General features: G+C 29.1%; 17 protein-coding genes and 1 pseudogene. 1 reads left to right on the forward strand and 17 read right to left on the reverse strand.

Annotation, left to right across the window (positions count from 1 at the left end; genetic code table 11):
- Positions 1–315: 315 nt before the first annotated feature.
- The 17 genes and pseudogenes from CPJCM30710_RS16515 to CPJCM30710_RS16590 all read right to left on the reverse strand — a co-directional run bounded on the left by CPJCM30710_RS16515 (position 316) and on the right by CPJCM30710_RS16590 (position 19,145).
- Positions 316–855: a PTS sugar transporter subunit IIA gene (locus tag CPJCM30710_RS16515; RefSeq protein ID WP_212905261.1), complete on the reverse strand. Its 540-nt coding sequence runs from the start codon at positions 853–855 to the stop codon at positions 316–318.
- Between the two features lie 283 nt (positions 856–1,138).
- Positions 1,139–1,894: a MurR/RpiR family transcriptional regulator gene (locus CPJCM30710_RS16520; protein ID WP_212905262.1), complete on the reverse strand. Its 756-nt coding sequence runs from the start codon at positions 1,892–1,894 to the stop codon at positions 1,139–1,141.
- Between the two features lie 328 nt (positions 1,895–2,222).
- Complete coding sequence (locus CPJCM30710_RS16525; RefSeq protein ID WP_212905263.1) at positions 2,223–3,548, reverse strand: 6-phospho-alpha-glucosidase; 1,326 nt, start codon at positions 3,546–3,548, stop codon at positions 2,223–2,225.
- 404 nt (positions 3,549–3,952) lie between these two features.
- Positions 3,953–5,524, reverse strand: a complete 1,572-nt coding sequence (locus tag CPJCM30710_RS16530) for a PTS transporter subunit EIIC (protein WP_212905264.1) — start codon at positions 5,522–5,524, stop codon at positions 3,953–3,955.
- Positions 5,525–5,885: 361 nt separating this feature from the next.
- A pseudogene (locus tag CPJCM30710_RS17940) lies at positions 5,886–6,008 on the reverse strand (trehalose operon repressor); the annotation flags it as partial.
- 40 nt (positions 6,009–6,048) lie between these two features.
- A complete protein-coding gene (locus CPJCM30710_RS16535; RefSeq protein ID WP_212905265.1) occupies positions 6,049–7,245 on the reverse strand; it encodes an acetate/propionate family kinase in 1,197 nt (398 codons plus the stop codon).
- Between the two features lie 636 nt (positions 7,246–7,881).
- Positions 7,882–8,592, reverse strand: a complete 711-nt coding sequence (gene treR / locus CPJCM30710_RS16540) for a trehalose operon repressor (protein WP_212905266.1) — start codon at positions 8,590–8,592, stop codon at positions 7,882–7,884.
- 27 nt (positions 8,593–8,619) lie between these two features.
- Positions 8,620–10,290, reverse strand: a complete 1,671-nt coding sequence (gene treC, locus CPJCM30710_RS16545; RefSeq protein WP_212905267.1) for an alpha,alpha-phosphotrehalase — start codon at positions 10,288–10,290, stop codon at positions 8,620–8,622.
- Positions 10,291–10,337: 47 nt separating this feature from the next.
- Complete coding sequence (gene treP, locus CPJCM30710_RS16550; RefSeq protein WP_212905268.1) at positions 10,338–11,780, reverse strand: PTS system trehalose-specific EIIBC component; 1,443 nt, start codon at positions 11,778–11,780, stop codon at positions 10,338–10,340.
- 617 nt (positions 11,781–12,397) lie between these two features.
- Entirely contained in the window at positions 12,398–13,510 is a 1,113-nt protein-coding gene (locus tag CPJCM30710_RS16555; RefSeq protein ID WP_212905269.1) for a PTS fructose transporter subunit IIC, read from the reverse strand.
- Positions 13,511–13,545: 35 nt separating this feature from the next.
- Positions 13,546–13,857, reverse strand: coding sequence for a PTS fructose transporter subunit IIB (locus CPJCM30710_RS16560; protein ID WP_246503571.1), 312 nt, complete (start codon positions 13,855–13,857; stop codon positions 13,546–13,548).
- Between the two features lie 62 nt (positions 13,858–13,919).
- A complete protein-coding gene (locus CPJCM30710_RS16565; protein ID WP_212905270.1) occupies positions 13,920–14,378 on the reverse strand; it encodes a PTS sugar transporter subunit IIA in 459 nt (152 codons plus the stop codon).
- Between the two features lie 25 nt (positions 14,379–14,403).
- Positions 14,404–16,260, reverse strand: coding sequence for a BglG family transcription antiterminator (locus tag CPJCM30710_RS16570; protein WP_212905271.1), 1,857 nt, complete (start codon positions 16,258–16,260; stop codon positions 14,404–14,406).
- 304 nt (positions 16,261–16,564) lie between these two features.
- On the reverse strand, positions 16,565–17,521 hold the full coding sequence (locus tag CPJCM30710_RS16575) for a DUF5050 domain-containing protein (RefSeq protein ID WP_212905272.1): 957 nt from the start codon (positions 17,519–17,521) through the stop codon (positions 16,565–16,567).
- A gap of 142 nt (positions 17,522–17,663) precedes the next feature.
- On the reverse strand, positions 17,664–17,855 hold the full coding sequence (locus CPJCM30710_RS16580) for a hypothetical protein (RefSeq protein WP_212905273.1): 192 nt from the start codon (positions 17,853–17,855) through the stop codon (positions 17,664–17,666).
- Between the two features lie 477 nt (positions 17,856–18,332).
- A complete protein-coding gene (locus tag CPJCM30710_RS16585) occupies positions 18,333–18,530 on the reverse strand; it encodes a hypothetical protein (protein ID WP_212905274.1) in 198 nt (65 codons plus the stop codon).
- Positions 18,531–18,947: 417 nt separating this feature from the next.
- Positions 18,948–19,145: an alpha/beta-type small acid-soluble spore protein gene (locus CPJCM30710_RS16590; RefSeq protein WP_212903817.1), complete on the reverse strand. Its 198-nt coding sequence runs from the start codon at positions 19,143–19,145 to the stop codon at positions 18,948–18,950.
- Between the two features lie 171 nt (positions 19,146–19,316).
- On the opposite strand from CPJCM30710_RS16590, the gene CPJCM30710_RS16595 reads away from it, so the two are divergent.
- A complete protein-coding gene (locus CPJCM30710_RS16595) occupies positions 19,317–20,003 on the forward strand; it encodes an APC family permease (protein ID WP_212905275.1) in 687 nt (228 codons plus the stop codon).
- Positions 20,004–20,153: the final 150 nt, after the last annotated feature.

Raw genomic sequence — 20,153 nt, forward strand, 5'->3', positions numbered from 1 at the left:
TTGCAGTTGGCAGACCGCAATTTTATTATATCAAAAGGAGTTTTTATATTGTGTCCCATAGCTAAAAGCTTCACTGAACCCCTGGTCTAACCAGGGGTTTTCTAATACAAAAAGGGCTGTATAAAGATATACAGTCCCTTTTTATATTCTAAATGTATTAAGTACTGATTTAAAACAAAATAGCTTGTACCAGTAAAATTATTGCTCTATTCTGAGGTTTTTATTAGGTACAGAGAATTCAACTTACTATAGCAACGTCCGGTTAGTTACTATAGTTTTTTAGTATATTATAACAATTTAAATTAACACAAGAGATTACTTTACAGTTACTACATTTGTTTCCTTAGCTGTAACTTTTCCAGAATTATAATTAAAGCTCTTTCCGTTAAGTTCTGTAAAGATTATAGGAACAATAAGAGATGGTACTTTATTCTTTATTTTTTCAATGTTAACTTTTAATAACATATCTCCTGCCTTTACTGAATTTCCTGCTTCAACATAAACATCAAAACCTTCTCCCTTTAAATTAACTGTATCTAAACCAAAATGAATTAAAATTTCAACTCCAGAATTACTTTTTATTGAAATAGCATGTTTAGTAGGAAATACTGCTGTTATTTCTCCATTTACCGGTGAAAATACCTCTCCATTTTCAGGATCTATAGCAAAGCCATCCCCCATCATCTTTTGAGCAAATACCTCATCAGGCACTCTATCTAAGCTGATTACTTCTCCAGAAATAGGAATTATAAATACGTTATCTTCTACGTTTTTATTTTTTTTAACTTCATTCACATTTTCTTGTTGAACATCTGATTGATTCTTAAATAAAATAGATTTAATTTTTTTTAGCATTTTAATACCTCCAAATATTTGTTATATCTTTTTCTAAATTTATTATTAAGATTTATATAGTAATATTGTACCAAATAAACCATTTGTTTGTTAAATTGTTAACTTTGTTATATTGTTATTATATTACAAATACTCAACCGTTTAAACCTTTTCATTCAAAAAAAAACATGTACTTCATAAAAGTAACATGTTTTTTCTACTGGTATATCTATAAAAAATATCAAGACAGAAGACGATATAAGTTCCTAAATTTATACATTCTTCTGTGTTTCTAAGCATAACCTCAATTATCTTTAATTCTTTCTAAATATTCACCTATTAAAAATTCAAACAGCATTAAAGTATTAGGGTAGAAGGAATTAGCTAACTTATTACGATCATCCATAGTATACATATCATATATTTTAAAATTTATATCTGACATTTTAGCTAATGTATTTTCTACTTCTCCTGTAAAAGAAACTATTTTTATTCCATTTTTCTTAGCAGCTTCTGAAGCCTTTACTAGAAAATCTGTTTCTCCGGACTTAGAGATATTTATAAACAACTTAGCTTTTATAGCATTTACATCATAACTTTCATATGCTTCAGAATAAATACAATTGAATCCAAGCACTATTAATTTTCTAGTAAAATATTGTGCAATAGAATATGAAAATCCTGTACCACTAGTATATATAACTTCATTTTTATTTTCTATTAATAAATCTATAAAATCACTTATATTTTTATATCCTATCAATGCTAATAATTCTTCTAGATCTACTCCGTAATATTTATTGTTTTTTTCGCCAGAAAAATAAGCCTTTTTATCCTTTAATATAAAGCTTAAATTATAATACATATCTAGAAAACCAGAATACCCCATTTTTTTTGCTAACTTCATAACAGTAGTAGTTGAGGTGTAGTGTTCCTTTGCTATACTTCTTACTCCTATTTCTTTAACATCTGTTATATTATTTATTATATAAGTTAGTATATTTTCCTCTAATTTGCTTAACTGATATTTATCTACCATCTTACTAATATCTAAATCCATAAATTTCTCCTCTGTTGTAAATACTATGAAATTCCTTAATAAATATTTTCCTACTTTCACCATTATATTTTATCCTATGTTCTGCAGAATGAAAAGTAATGACGACTTATCTAGTACACCTACACGTTAATATTTTTTTCTAATAAATCTTTTTAAATAAGCTGTGTAAAACTTAATAAGGTATATTCCGCATTGGAATATACCTTATATCTTTTAAAATAAAGACATTTGCTTTACTTTTGACAGTCTAAATTTATTCTTTTTATTTTTTAAATTTATAATCATTTCCCTATTTAATAAAGAAAAAATATTAAATTTGTTTTAAATACTATTTTAATTCAGGCCAGTATTCTTTATTTGCTTCAATTAAGTCATCTAAAATATTCTTAGCAACTGATGCACTTGGCACTGTTTTAGAAAGAGTAATTGCTTGCCATAATTTTTGATAAGATTTTTCTATCCAAGCTTCGACTACTAACTTTTCTACAGAAACTTGTTGTTCCATTAAACCTTTTTGGAATTGAGGAATTTTACCTAGGGATAATGGTTCTGGTCCGTTACTACCAAGAATACAAGGTATCTCCACCATTGCTGTAGGATCAAAGTTTTCAATAGCACCATTATTTTCTACAATTAATAACATTCTTTCTTGTGTGTTATATGCTATAGCTCTTGCAAGATCAACTATATATGAAGCATGCTCATCTATATGCAATCCACATCCTTCTGTAGATTGTTTTTCAATAACTTTCTTACATTCGCCAAATACAAATTTTTCTCTTCCTTCCATTACTTCATTTGCTCTTGTATGTTCTTTATTAGAATGCTTAACAACATAATCTTGGAATAAATAATATTTTAAATAAGTATTAGGTAATGTATCTCGGTCAAGAGCATGTACATCTTTTGCTTTAGCAAAGGTATCATTCCAACTTGCCTCAGTATGCTGGCTATCTCCATTAGAAACCACATAACCATATTTAGAAACGTGTTCTTTTATCTTTGGCATTAAATCATTTCCATCTTTATCACGTATATCTGTCCACCAACCAAAATGGTTAAGTCCATAATAACGAACTGTCATATCTTTTCTTGACTCTAATCCTAAAACTTCAGCCATACGTACTTCTATTGCTATTGGCATATCACAAATGTTTAATATCTTTGAATTTGGTCTTAATCTTCTAGTTGCTTCTGCAACTATTGCTGCTGGATTAGAGTAATTTAACATCCATGCATTTGGTGAATATTTCTCCATATAGTCAAGTATTTCAATAACTCCACCAATAGATCTCATTCCATAAGCAATTCCTCCTGGACCACACGTTTCTTGTCCAAGTACATCATATTTTAATGGAATTTTTTCATCTAATTCACGCATTGCATATTTACCTACTCTTATGTGAGCCATAACAAAATCTATATCTGTAAAAGCTTCTTCTGGATTTACTGTTGCACTAAATTCAATTTCTGGTGCTTTCTCCTTTAAAATAACCTTACATGCCCCAGCAATTACTTCTTGTCTTTCTTTATCATTATCATATAATTTTAATTTTCCTATAGGAAATTTATCCAAATTATCTAATAGCATTAATATTATTGCTGGTGTAAATGTACTTCCACCACCGGCTATTGTTACTGAAAACTTTCTCATAATTATTCCTTCTTTCTAATTTTTATTTTTATATTTACTTAATATTAAATTTAATACTTAGGTTTTTATAAGCTTCTGTTCTTTCTTTCAAACTTTTACCAAATTGTTTACATGTATACTTTAACAAATTTTTTAGTCTAATTAAATACAAAAAGGCTATAAAAAAACAGGTTAAGTCAATTGACAACCTGTTTTTAAGTTTTACAAATATTAGTGGTATAAAGGGATTAGGTTTACTTCATCTAAAAAGACTGCCAAAAGAGATTTAAAATCTACTTTTAGCAGTCTTAATTGATTCTTTTTATTTTTAAAACTTATAATTATTTTACTATTTAATAAAGAAAGAAGATTAAATTTACTTTAAACATAACCCAAACTTAATAATTGTTTACATAATCATTAATTTAAACAGCAAGATATTTATCAACGGAATTTCTAACTCCATTTACTTTAGGTCCATATACAACTTGAATATTATTACCATTCTTTATTACTCCTGATGCACCTGTACCTTTTAAAGCTGGTTCATCAACTTTACTAGCATCTGTAACTTTTACTCTCAAACGTGAAAAGCAATTATCAACAGTTTCTATATTTCCCTTACCACCAAGACCTTGAACTATTACAGCTGCTAAATCAGAACCTTTGTCTGCTGCTACCTCTCCTGAACCTTTAGAAGTTTTATCTTTATAATCTTTTTTAGTATATAACTTAACTTCATTATCTTCTCTACCAGGAGTCTTAAGATTTAATTTTTGAATTAAAAATCTAAATATAAAGAAATATGTTGGTAATTGAACTAATCCTACCGCTATAAATATAGGCCATCTAGTTCTACCAATTCCTGCTGGTAAATTATATGCCACAAAGTCTATAAGTCCACCTGGTCCATAAGTTCTAGCTCCTAATAGCACTGTAACAGCTTCAAATAGACCATCCATTGCAGAATGAACTAGCCATAAAAATGGTGATACAAATAAGAATGTAAATTCTAAAGGTTCTGTAATACCAGCCAAAACTGATGTTGCTACCGCCGGTATTAAAATTGCCTTTAATTTAATCTTATTTTCTGGTTTAGCTGTTTTATAGAACGCTAAGGCGGCTCCCACTAAACCAAATATTTTAACCATACCATACTGTAAATATTTTGCTGATGGATCAAACATCTTTACAGATGGATCAGTTAGCTGAGCTAAGAATATATTTACAGCTCCAAAATATGTTTTCCCATTTATAGCTAACTCTCCTCCAATATTAGAATATAGGAATGGTGTATTTATTAAATGATGCAATCCAGTTGGAATTAAGAATCTATTCAAGAATCCGTATAAAAATACACCTATAGATCCTGACATATTTATAAAACTTGTCAATGCTGTAATACCACTTGCAACAACAGGCCAAACATAACTTAAAACTACTGCTAATGTTAGCAAAATTGGAACTAATACCATAAATACTAGTTTAGTATTTCCATATGCCCCAAATGCTCCTGAAAACTCCTTATTACAAAATTTGTTATGAACAAGTGCTACTACTACTCCAAGAATCATTCCTAAGAAAACTCCCATATCTATTACTTGAAACCCTAATATAACTGTTTGTCCAGTACCATATAAATCAGAAGTAACTTTATAAGGTACTAGTTTTTCAGTTAAAGTAAGCCATTGATTATTTGCTCCTAAGAATATTAAAAATGAAAATAATGCTATAAGTGCAGCTTCTGCTTTCTTTTCTTTAGCCATTCCCATAGCTATTCCTACACAGAAAACAATGCCCAAATTAATTAAAATAGGCCAAAGCCCACTACCAATGAACTTACCTACATTGATTAGAAAACTCCCATTTCCCACAATAGTTGGGTTACTAAGGATAGAAGAAAGTGCTAAAATTATACCTGCAATAGGTAAAAATAATACTGGAACCACTACAGATCTCGCAAAAATCTGCATACCGTTTACAACTTTATCTTTCATTAAGAATCTCCCCCTTTTAAACATAGTGTTTTTTCTTTATAGTGTTTTTTCTTTAAATGTAGTTTATGAATTTTTTACCATAATAACCTCAAGACCTTAGTTTAGCAGTAATTGTGAATTTAATGTACAATTATTTATTATATAAATATGGTCTCCTTTCTTCAAATCTTTATTAAATTGTTTACATTTACACTTTAACAAACTTCTTAACCTAGTTAAATACAAAAACAGTATTAAAAAACAAGTTAAGTAAATTAACAACCTGTTTTTTAAGAAGTTTCATAATATAAAGTAGGGTGTCCCAAAAGTTATACTTTCGGGACACCCTTTTAATCACTCCATTATAGTCTTTTAAGCTCTATTATTTTATTCTAGCAAAATCCACAAATCTAAATTTATCCGGTCTATGTCTAGATTCAGTATACTGGAACAAACTAGTATCATCTAAATAAATATAATTTTTTATAAATACAATCATGTTATAAGGTCTTATATATATTCATGTTCTTTTAGTATTTTTAATATTATTTTGATGTAAGTAATTTAGTATCTCTTGCAATCATTAACTCTTCATTAGTTGGTATAACATACACTTTAACTTTTGAGTCTTTAGTACTTATTTCAGCTATTTTTCCTCTAACCTTATTTCTTTCAGTATCCATTTCAAGTCCAAGGAATTCCAATCCTTTGCATATTTCTTCTCTTGTTTCAGGTCCATTTTCACCAACACCAGCAGTAAATACTATACAGTCTACACCACCCATTGCTGCTACATACGAACCTATATATTTTCTTACTCTATAGTGAAACATATCGAGTGCTAATTTAGCTCTATGATTTCCTTGTGCTTCGGCATTTTCTATATCTCTGAAATCACTACTTATGCCTGAAATACCTAGTGCTCCTGACTTCTTGTTTAATACATTGTTTACTTCGTCTGCAGAATAACCTAATTGATTAATTAAGTAGAAAATAACTGCTGGGTCTATATCTCCTGATCTTGTACCCATTACTAATCCTTCAAGCGGAGTAAATCCCATTGAAGTATCTATTGATTCACCGTTCTTTATAGCAGTTACGCTTGAACCATTACCTAAGTGACAAGTAATGATTTTAAGGTCTTTAACATCTTTACCCATAACTTCTGCTACTTTATTAGAAACATATTTATGAGAAGTTCCATGGAAACCATATCTTCTTATATTATGTTCTTTATATAACTCGTATGGTATAGCATATAGAAATGCCTTTTCTGGCATTGTTTGATGGAATGCAGTATCAAATACAACTACCATTGGTGTATTTGGCATTAAAGCTTTACAAGCGTTTATTCCGATTATATTTGGAGGATTGTGAAGCGGCGCTAATTTTGCACATTCTTCTAAATCCTTCATTACTTCATCGTTTACAAAAACTGAGTTTGAATATTTCTCTCCACCATGTACTACTCTGTGACCAACAGCTGATATTTCATCCATTGATTTAATAACACCATTAGTACTGTCAACTAAAGCATCAAGAACTAACTTTATTGCATCCTTATGACTTTTCATAGGTTGTTTAATTATATATTTATCTCTTCCTTCAACTTTTTGAGTAAGTATTGAACCTTCAATTCCTATTCTTTCAACTAATCCTACCGCAAGCGCCTGTTCATTTGACATATTGATTAATTGATACTTTAATGATGAACTTCCACAATTTATAACTAATATATTCATTTTTCTTTCCTCCTCAAAGCTAACTATCTTCTTTAATAAAGTTGATTATTTTTTCCTGTACTTCATAAAAAACCTGCTAAATAGTTATTGATAAAATTATATCTTAACAAGCTTATATTTTTATAAATCAATTTTTATAAAATTTAATAAATTATTAGTCCACTAGTACCTAAAGCTATCATCGTGAAGAATGCTTCACCACTTAAAGCTATTACCGCTTCTTCACAAACCTCATCTACATCTGCAAATTGGCTTGCTACTGCTACAAAATTTCCTTTAGAAGCATACCCGTATACGTTTTCTTCAATTTCATAAATATTTCTACATGACTTAATGATATCAACTTAGACTCCTTCTTAAAACATTCTATAAATTTAAAATATATTTTGTTTTTTTAGTTTTGTTTGTGGAAACCTTAACATTTAACTTTAAACACCATTATAAGCAGTTCTAAACATTTAACTATAATTACAAAGTAAATATAAAATATTAGACATAAACAAGTAAACACCCTCAAATACTTCGAGGGCCTTTACTTCTATCTTTGCTTGTAAAATCTTGGCCACTAGTGAGAATATCCTAACGATTGGACACCGCTACAATGGATTGTTATTAAACGACTATCTTTAAGCTCTATTATTTTCTTCTAGCAAAATCTACAAATCTAAATTTATCCGGTCTATGTCTAGACTCAGTATATTGAAACAAATTGGTATCATCTAAATAAATATAGTTTTTTACAACTACAATCATATCATAATGTTCCATATCCAAATATCTTTTATCTTCTTCTGTAGCTTTCTGTACTGTAATTTCTTTTTTAGCAAAACTAATATTAAGTCCTAGCGTATTTTCAAGATATTCATATATGGAATCTTCACATATTTCCTTATTTAATAAAGGTACAAATTTTTGGTTAAAGAAATCTTTATCTAATATAATTTTATTATTCCCTATCTCTCGTACTCTTATAACCTTCCAGACATTATCATCCTGTGATACATTTAACTGCTCCATTAGAAATTTATCTGGTTCAATTAACTCTAGTTCTTGTAAAACCGTATTTGACTTTTTACCTATTTTTTCAGACAATTCCTTAAAGCTTGTTAATCCTGAAACAGGGAAATCGAATTTATTAATATCTAGAACAAATGAACCTTTTCCTTTAATTTTTTGGATATATCCATTTTGTTCTAATAAATTTAATGCCTTCCTTATTGTATCTCTAGATACATCATACTCTTGCATCATTTCATTTTCGGATGAAAGTTTTGTGTTAGGTTCAAATTTACCATTCTCTATTTTACTTGTAATCTCATTATAAATAGTTAAATATTTACTATCCATCGTTATCACCTTAGACATTTTAACCTATTAACCATTATTTGTCAATAGGTAAACAATGGATTCATATGGTCTTAACTTTAATTTTTTTAACTCCTTTGAAGAATCACTGTAATTTGAAATTAAAATTTCATTTTTATATTCATCAAAGTTTAATTCTAGAGGCAATTCAAATGTAGTTTCTTTTCCATAAAAATTGTTTATTACTAATAATTTTTCATCATTATAATGTCTTATATATGAAAAAATATCTTCATGTTCTTCTAATATTAATTCAAAATCTCCATAGGCAATAATATCATATTCTTTTCTTAACTTAATCAACTTCTGATAATGATAGAAAACAGAATCCTTATCGTTCAGTGCTTGTTCTGCATTAACGTCTTCATAGTTTTTACCTACTGATATCCATGGTGTGCCAGTGGTGAATCCTGAATTGCTATTCTTATTCCACTGAATAGGCGTACGAGAATTATCCCTTGATTTTGATTGTAAAATTTTAATTATTTCCTCTTCATCTACACCTTGCTGTTTTAAAATGTTATAGTAATTAATTGACTCTATATCTCTATATAAATCAATTTTATCAAAATACGGATTTGTCATACCGAACTCTTCACCTTGGTAAATATACGGTGTTCCTCTCAACATGTGTATTGAGGTTGCTAGCATTTTTGCTGATTCTTTGTGATATTCTTTATCATTTCCAAAGCGAGATACAATACGCGGCTGATCATGATTACACCAAAATACTGCATTCCATCCATTACCTTCTTGGATTCCAACCTGCCATGAATTAAACACTTCTTTTAACTTCTTAAAATGAAAATCCATCAAAGTCCACTTATCTCCGTCTTTATAATCGACTTTTAGATGATGGAAGTTAAAAACCATGGATAACTCTTTCTCTTCCTGATTTGAATATTTATTACAGTTATCTATTGTTGTTGAAGACATTTCACCAACAGTAATTATATCTTCATGTTTGCCGAATGTTTCTGCACTTAATTCTTTTAAATACTGGTGAATACGAGGACCATCTGTATAGAAACGTCTACCATCACCTTCATAATCATCTTCGTATTCATCTGACTTAGAAATCAGATTAATGACATCAAAACGAAATCCTTTCACTCCTTTTTCAATCCAAAAATTTACTATATCAAAGATTTCTTTCTTTACCTCTTGATTTTCCCAATTAAGGTCAGCTTGAGTTACATCAAATAAGTGTAGATAATACTCATTAAATTCCTCAACATATCTCCAAGCGGAACCACCAAACTTTGATATCCAATTTGTTGGTTCTTTTCCATCCTTAGGCTGCTTAAATATATAATAATTTTTATATTTTTCATCACCATTCATAGCATTTTTAAACCATTGATGCTCTGTAGATGTATGATTAAATACCATGTCCAACATAATATCGATACCACGTTTATTAGCTTCTAACACCATCTCTTCAAAATCTTCCATAGTTCCAAAGCGTTCATCAATCTTATAATAATCTGCAACATCATAACCATTATCTTTTTGAGGTGAAATATAAAATGGAGTTAACCATATATAGTCTACACCTAAAGTTTTTAAATAATCTAATTTACTAGTAACGCCCTTTAAATCTCCAAATCCATCACCATTAGAATCATTAAATGATTTAGGATATATTTGATATACTACACTCTTCTTAAAATCTTTCATAATACCTACTCCTTTAAATTGAATATATCTAGAAAACTGTATAATATTTATGCTTTTGCTTTCTTATAACTCTTTATTAGCTGCAAATTTGCCTTAGAAAGAATAGTTGTTAAAACAAACGGAACAACAATTGCTACTAACACTGCAAATGCATAAGCTAACATGAATTGTGGTTTTATAGATAGAATACCAGGTAATCCCCCAACTCCAATTGAGTTAGCCATAACCCCTGAATTTATTGATATTACAGCTGCAATTGCTGAACCAGTCACAGCAGCTATAAATGGGTATATATACTTTAAGTTAATTCCAAACATAGCTGGTTCAATTACTCCTAAATAACATGAGATTGCTGCTTGAATAGACACTTGTTTCTCCTGTTCATTACGTCTATTTATAAATATCATTGCTACAACCGCAGATCCTTGAGCTATATTTGATAAAGAGATCATTGGCCATAAATTAGTTCCACCTAATCGAGCCATAAGTTCTAAATCAATAACATTTGTCATGTGATGTAATCCTGTAATTACTAATGGTGCATAAGCAAATCCAAATAGAGCTGCAAACAACCATCCAAATGATGAAGTTAAGCCTGAGTATATTACAGTTGATATACCTTTACCTATTACCCAACCTATTGGACCTAAAATAGCATGGGCTATTAATACAGCTGGAACTAATGATAGGAGTGGTACCACTATCATTGATATATACTCCGGAACAATCTTACGCACGTTCTTTTCTAATATAGCCAAAAAGAATCCTGCTAAAATAGATGGTATAACCTGTGCTTGATAACCTATCATTTGAACCTTAGCAAATCCAAAATTCCAAACTGATATTTTATCAACAGGAGTACCTGCAAATGCATAAGCATTTAATAGCTGTGGAGATACTAAAGTAATACCTAATATAATTCCTAAAATTTGAGTTGTACCCATCTTCTTAGAAATGGACCATGTTATTCCTACTGGTAAAAAGAAGAATATAGATTCTCCAATTAACCATAATAATGAATAAACTCCAGACCAAAATTGTAATACTTCTGTTAATGTTTTAGTTCCACCCTCAATTAATTTAATATCTCCGATTATATTACGGAAACCCAATATTAAACCTCCAACTATAATTGCTGGAATAAGAGGTGCAAATATTTCTGCTAAATTTGCAAGTAATCTTTGAATAAAATTCCTGTTATCTTTAGTTACAACCTTCGTCTGTTCTTTACTAACTCCATCTATGCCTGCTGCTTCTGCGAAGTCATTGTAAAATATAGATACTTCATTTCCTACAATAACTTGAAATTGTCCAGCTTGCACAAAAGTTCCTTTTACAATCTTCATAGCTTTGATTTTTTCAATATCTGCATTGTTAACATCATTTAATACAAATCTCATACGAGTTGCGCAATGATTTACCGAGGCAATATTTTCTTTTCCACCAGCGTACTCTAATAACTCTTTTGCTTCATTTACAAACTTAGCCATACAAAAATCTCCCTTTACCCTCTTTTTTTGATATCTGTAGATACAATGATATTTGACTCTATTAAGCTCTAATTATATCTATGCATCTACAGTATCTACCCCATTTTTTAAACTCTCATATAAGAAAATACTTTTACCTAGTTAAACTTGTATATACAAGTTATCTTATAAATCTATTATAACTTGTACGTACATGTTAGTCAATAAGTTTTCACAGTTTTTTACATATTGTAAAATAATCCTAAATTATGTGAACACTAAAAAAAACCTCGACATTCCGTCGAAGGTTTCAATAAGAAACAAATCTAAACTAACAGACACTATAAATATATAATCCTAATTAGGGCTGTGAAGGTATATATGATAAAGAAACAACGTCCACAGGCATCTGCGGAGATGCCGATTCAGGTGCAGCGATTGAACAAATTAATATTTCTTCTTAATATTTCTTCTATTCATCAAAAGATAAACATACTTTACTTCACAGATCCGATTTGTTCGGTTTGTTGAAAAGAAGAACATTGCTAAAGAAGAAAATCTCCTTCAAGCAACAATGGATGTCAGGCTTGATATAGAAGAAACTAGAGAGGTTATCTCTAGTTTCTTCTATTATTATATTAACCTACAACGTTAGCAACTACATCCTCTTCTTTTTCTTTCTTTTTTACTAAATAGTTCATTCTAAATATTGCACCAAAACATACAATTAATGAACCAACTACAACCCCTACTACCCAACCTAGTGGATTTGTAGCTAATGGCCATCCCCAAATTGCTGCAGGAACACCAACAGTTCCATACGTTCCCATTATATGTGATATTCCTGCACCAACTGCCGAACCAACTACATTTAGTGGAATCATGAATAATGGATCCTTAATTGCAAATGGAATAGCACCTTCTGAAATTCCCATAAATCCTAGTATAAAGCATGACATACCATTTGTACGCAACCCATCATCAAACACACTACGTCTTACAACAAATTTATCTATAAAAACTGCTAAACCTATACCTATTGGAGGAATAACTGCACCTATCATAGCTGGAACCCATGCTGATATACCTGCATCTGTATTTAATTGCATTGATAATGCTAGTGCTGTTTTATTTACTGGACCACCAAGATCGAATGCCATTGCACCACCTATTACTACTGCTACAGCAAGCTCACCAGTTTGACCAACTAAATTAATAACTGAAGTAATAGCATTTATGAATAGCTGACCTATTGGACCAACTACATAACGACTGGCAACAACTACAAGTACACATGTTGCAACCGGAATGATAAATAATGTCTTAATTGGCATAAATGTACGTTTTATTTTGATTTTCTCATTTAAATATTTAACAGAATAACCTGCTAATAAACCAATTAACATTGCTCCTAAGAAACCAGAACCCATTTTTTGGGCTAATAAACCTCCAATAAAACCCGGAGCTAATGCTAACTTATCAGCAATTCCATATGCTAAGAATGCTGCAAAAACTGGGAACATTAATCCCATCATACCAGCACCTGCAACTTGCGTCATCCAAGCAAAGAAGCTTTGTAACTCATTTGGAGTTCCTTGAAGAAGTTTCCCATCCCATGCATCAAATCCCATACTTTGTCCTGCCATAATACCTATTCCCATAAGCATACCAGCACTAACTACTACTGGAATCATATAAGAAATACCCGTCATTAAGTGTTGTTGAAAAATGGTTCCTCTACTATTTTTCATATTTAGATCCTCCAAAATAATATTTTGTTATTGATTTATTTGTTTAATCTATTTGATATTAATTCATGTCCTTTTTTAATTACTTGTTGTAACTCAAGACGTAAAATCTTGTGTTCATATCCATCAAAACGTGTATTATCTTCCAACTTAATCGCTGTTGCAATTACAATTAATTCTGCTTCTTCTATATCACTTGATGTAAGCTTGTCCTCAATTCCACATGATCCTTGAGTCTCTACCTTTGATTTATATCCTAAACTTTTTGCTGCTGCATCGATAACATCAGCTGCTAAATATGTGTGTGCTACCCCCATTGGACATGCACATACTCCTACTATTTTCTTCATAATTAACACCTCCAAAATTAATTATTTTCTATTTAATACAAATTAACTGTCTTCTATTTTATCTATTCACCAGTTAATATTGCATTTATTGTACTAAATAACTCTTCTTCAGTACTTGCTGAATTTAAACTTTCTAAGAAATCATCATGTAACAAATTCTTTGCCAATTTTGATAATAATTTCAAATGTAAATTATTTGATTGATCTGATACTAAAATTGAAAAAACAAACTTAACAGTATCATTATCCTCGCCTTCCCAATACACTAGATTTTGTAAACGTATTACAAACAAACCTGCTTTCTTAATATCAGTTGATTTACAGTGTGGAATAGCTACATTTTTACCTACACTTGTAGACACTAATGCTTCACGATCTAATAATCCCTTTAGTATTTGTTCACTTGAATCTGCAACACCTTTCTCAAAGGCCAACTGAGCTATAGCCTTTAATATATCTACTTTTTTGTCACATGATAAATCTAACATTATATTTTCAAGTTTAAATATTTCTTCAAACATTCTCGTCCTCCTTTCGTATCTATAACTAATACGTGAATAATATATTCATAAATTTATTAAACTCTTTTACATTTATAAGTTCCTCAATCTTTTGTTTAGATTTAGTCAACTCATAAATTTTAGGAAACATATTCCTAACTTCTCTATCCTTTGTATTCATACAACCTAAAAAGATAACTTGGACTTGCTCTGTTCCCCAATGTATTGGCTTCTCTAGTGTACATATAATAATCTTTGTAGTATCCTCAATAATACAATGTGGAATAACAATAAGGTTTCCTAATTCAGTTGGTGCAGTTCTCTCTCTTTGAAAGATTATATTCTTTAAATTTTTATCAATCACATTTTTATTAATAAGTTCGTTAGTAATAAATTCTAAACATTCCTCTTTATTATTAAAACTTAAGTTGCTATAAAATAAATCTTCTCTAAAAAGTTTTTTAAGATACTCCTCACTATTAACATAACTTAATAAGACATTAATAGACTCCTTATCTTCATCAGTTAATAATGGTTTTACATATACAACTTTTTTAGATGTTGTATTTTCAAAAGGATTAGTTGAAATTATAAAATCTATCCCAGTTAAATCTTCCTTTTCAAGCATATACTGTGGTACAACTGACTTAATATGAATTTGTGGAAAGTTACTTTCAAGCTTTATCTTTAGTACTGTAGATGTTCCTAAGCCTCCTGAACAAACAACAATTACTTGATATTTTTCTTTTAATAACTGACTCTCCATATTTGCAAGAAAATGAAGTGCAATATATCCTATATCATTTTCATCGATATTTATGTTAAATTTACATGATAGCTGTGAAGCTAGTTCAACTCCATAATTATATGCTTGTAAATACTTTGATTTAATTATATATAACATTGGATTATCGATATTGATTCCAAATGAAAATCTTCTAAAAGATGAACATATATGATTTGTTAACGAAGATAAAAGATTGTCTATATTAATAAAGTTATAATTAAATTTCTCTTCTATTTTTATAAGACTCTGTTTCACAGTACTCTCAATCATTTTACGCTCATCAACAATTGTGTCGCTTCCACCAAGTACGATTGATAGATATAATAAATCATTACTCAAAAATTTATATCCATATGAGTTTTCAAGTTGTGTTAAAACTTCATTTGTAACTTGAAAGTAAACAACATTTACTGATTCACTTTCTAAAAATCTTAATGATTCCCTAGTGGAAACCCCACTACGTAAAACTGTTACTATTAAATATTTTATAAACAACTCTACTTCCTGAAGGCTTTTTACCAATGAATGTTGTTGAAGAGCACGGATTAAATATTCTTTTATATCATCAACATTCAATATGTTCTCATTTAAAACAATCTTTAGCTTTTCTTTTAAATAATAAGAATAAATATCTAAGTGCTTTACTAAACAATTTCTTATATTAATTTCATTCCCTTGAATATAAAATCCATAATGTGCTCTGTTGTGTAATGATATATCAAATTTTGCTAACATGTCTTTAATTTTGAGCATCTTCTTAGCTACTGTATTTCTACTGCAATAAATCTTTTCTGAGATATCATCAATAGCTGCATATTCATTTGATAACAAGAACAAAATTATATCTACTTCTATATTCTCTAAATTTGAATTATATTGATTATTTTGTAGTCGTGTTGTCACTAAATGCTTTTGTCTATCTTTAATTTCTACTTTATAACCTTTATTATCAGATATAAGTTGACATCCATAACTTTCTAGCATTTCTGATGAATTCTTCATGTATCTCTTTATTGTTCTACTACTAACTCCTATTTGTTTTGCAAGTACGTTACTAGATGTATGTTCTTTGCTTTCAAGTAGTATCTCAACAATAGATTTAGCATAATCTTTCAATTCCTATCACCTCTACAACTACAATTATATATAATACTTAAAACTTATTCATCATATTTACTTTCACCGCACGGTGACATATTTTTCCGAATAGTTTATTAAAGAAGTTCATGTACCCCCATTGAAAAGGGCATCTCTTTTTCTCATGAGATACCCTTCTAAATTCCACTATCTTCACTTCCTTGCTCTACTCCATCAACATTATTAATATATGTTCTTAAAACTTAAAAACTTGTCCTGTAAAATTATTGCTCTACCTCTTGGTTTTTTATTAATATCGAAAGACTTAATTTATTAATAAAATTTACTTCTCTCTAAAATTCTTTATTAGCTCTGTTTTAGCACCTTCAGAACCTACATTAGCAGTAATTTTATTTATCCCATCTGAAAAAGAAGTATAGTAAACCCAATTTTTATCAGCATTTACGATTAGTTCAACATCAGTACCATAGTATATTTGTTGTTTACCTGTGCCATCTACTTTTATTTTGGTTATTCCTGGCTGTACTGTTTCTGTAATATTTGTATAGTAGATCCAATCTTCTGATATAACTGCCCAACCACCAACTTTATCATCACTAAGTAGTGTTTTGTTACTACCATCTAACTTCATTTTATACATTTTTTCATCATCAAAATTTTTATAATAAATCCAACCATCTTTAATATGAAAACCAAACATATTATCAGCTATTTTTATTTTTTCTCTACCATCTGTTTTCATTTTATACAGCTCTATTTTACTTGCTTTTATAGACCAATCAGTAATGTATCTATAGTAAATAGTATTATCTACTATATCAATAAGTCCTACATAATTAGCTGGTATATTTTCTTTTTCAGCTAACCCAGTATCCACTAATAGAGTTTTTTCAGTACCATCTATCTTTACCTTATAAAGCTTATATCCGTGCTCAAAATCAGAAATGTAGTAAATCCAATCATCTACTATCTTTGCAGATTCCATAATATCGTCAATTACTTTAATATCACCTTCACCATTCTTTCTAACTCTATGAAGTTCACCGCCTAAACTATATTTATAATCTAAATAATATATCCAATCTCCTTGCTGAGTAACAAGTCCAGCCTTTATACCATCTTTTATGTTTGTTTTATTACTTTCATTTTGAGTTAGAATCTTATCTTGTTTTATATCTTTAGAAGGTTCTTTCTTTTTTTGTATGTACCCATACATTAGAATGCCTGATAGGACAATAACTAAAATAATGCTACTAATAATTATTGATTTAGTTTTCATTATAAATTATCCCCCCTTTAAATTTTAATCCCTTATGTATATTTTAACTAATTATGTATTACATTTACAAATAAAAATAATAATAAAAAAAGAGCCTTTTACATTTGGCTCTTACTTATAACTATCTAAACTTCACTTCGTTCTAAGTAATCATTAAAAATTTTTCTACCTCAATCTTTTCTTGTCCAGTAAAATTAAATCTGTTTATAGTATTACCATCTTTATCAATAATCACAATTGAGCACTTATTGTTACTAGGAGTGCTACTTATATATTGTAATCTATTGTCCCCTTTTGTTTCTAATATTTCTTTTATCTTATCATCAAATGTCATATCTTCTTCCTCCTTCCATATATTTACTTCTACACAAAAAGGAAATTTCCTCCTTTTTTTTAATAAAAGTATTGATAAATTATAATACTCAAACACAGATTATTTGTCATTAATTTCCATATCTAAATAATACCAAATAATTACAAGATAAATATCAAATATTTATGTGAACTTTATGTGATATATACTTAATTAAATCTATTTACAATTTTACCTACAAACTTTAACAAATACTTGAGCTTTTATTAAGCTTTACATCTTTAGTAGTTATTTTTTTAAGTTCTAAACGAGCTCTTTGCACAAGATCCGAAACCACTTAAGAACCATACAACCTAGATTTTTTCCATAACCCACTAAGATACTCCCTGATGCTTAATTTATAATTTTAATATATATATAAAAAAGAACTCAATTTTTAAAAACTGAGTCCTTTTTTATATAGTATTTCATCCATATTCTATGTTAATATTTAATATTTTAGCGTATAACCTCTGCCTTAGGGGTTGGAGAATTTGACGATTTGATAAGGTTCAATTCTTCAATATAATTATAGATAATCTTTTTATCTATATCAAACATTTGGGCTAGCTCTTCTTTATTAGTATAACCTGATTTAATGAGACGAAACAATTCAAATAAACATCTTGGTTTCTTATAATCTGAATAACGTAACATATAATCCAACTCCTTAAAATTATACTATTTATTACCATATTATACTATTTTATTAATCTTTTTTAAAGGAGTTATATTTTCTATTTCTATTAATCGCTAGTTTTATAATCAAAACTTTCTAAGTAAATATTATATCTTAGTTAATTCATATATAGCTAATGCATTACTATTTCTAACCCTTTAAGGTCACAATAAAACAAGAAATAATATGCATTAGTTCTATATATTACTTTCTTCATTAACTTAATTTACACCTACAAACTAATTAAAAAATCTGGAGTCACTCCAGACTTTTTTGAATATTTTTTCACTTATTACATAAAATATTAAGGCTTTTGTACTAAATTTCTATTGCTATTATTAATCTCCTAAAGAAAAAGCCCTAGATAAATTCTAGAGCTTTTTCTTGTTAATATATTATTTTAAACCTTGTTCGTAAGCTTCTACCATTTTCTTAACCATATTTCCACCTATTGATCCAGCTTCTCTTGAAGTTAAATCGCCATTATATCCTTGTTTTAGATTTACTCCAACTTCAGTAGCTGATTCTTGTTTAAATCTTTCTAATCCTGCTTTTGCTTCTGGAACTAATACTCTATTATTTCTATTTGCCATAACTGTTACCTCCTATGAATATTAATTAATATTTGGTGTCTATTCATAGTTTGTACATATCAAAAATTATTACACTAGTAAATTAATTGTATTAAAGGTGGAGTTTTCCTTATAGTAAACAAAATAAAATTAAGCAAAAAAATAGCTAACCTCTAACTCATCACTGAATTAATGTTAACTACTATTTATGATAAGGATGTACTAAAGTCTAATTCTGCTATAAAAGCCTTCTTAGCAGAAGAATTTAAAAAACCTACTAGGGATATACCAATAAGCTTATTTTTATCTGCTTTGTTTATAGCATTACTTTATACCTCTATATCCTTTGTAACCATAGGCACAAGAATTTATTCTTCCGATAATGCCTCTACACCTTTAAGTTCCTTAATTGCTCTATCCTTAGGTAAAACCTCCGGATATATAGTTGCTATTTTGACTGTATTAATTACATTTTGTACAATACATGCAAATATAGCCGGTTTCTCAAGGATAATATATAACGAAGCAAGAGATGGAGAGTTCCCAAAATTATTTTCGAAGTTACATTCAAGGTTTAAAACACCAGTAAATGCACTTTTAGCCTTAGGAATAGATTTTGGAATAGTTCTAGCCTGTTTTGCTTTTATTAGTCCAGACTTAAACCAACTGCTTAAATTTCCTGGTTCAGTTTTTTTATCATCATATATTATAGCTATGGCTTCTGCACTAAAAATACTCAGCAGACGAGATCTCGGCTGGTGGTGTGCTCTTCTTGCATTAATTATCTGTCTAATTATTTATTTTTGCAGTGGATTGATATCTCTGTTTCCCATTGCCTTAGGTACTTTGGGATGGCTTTATGTAAATTCTAGAAAATAAAAAGAGCCTTACTTATTATCAATACCTAATTAAAAAAATCCTTAAAAACAAGAGAAGAAGTATATTATACATGTATAATATACTTCTTCTCAGTTTGCTGAAAAACCCCCTGTTTAAAAAACAGAGGGGTTTTCTAGCAAACTTGTGGAT

It is taken from the genome of Clostridium polyendosporum (assembly GCF_018332455.1).
In the GTDB taxonomy this organism is placed as follows: domain Bacteria; phylum Bacillota; class Clostridia; order Clostridiales; family Clostridiaceae; genus Clostridium_AY; species Clostridium_AY polyendosporum.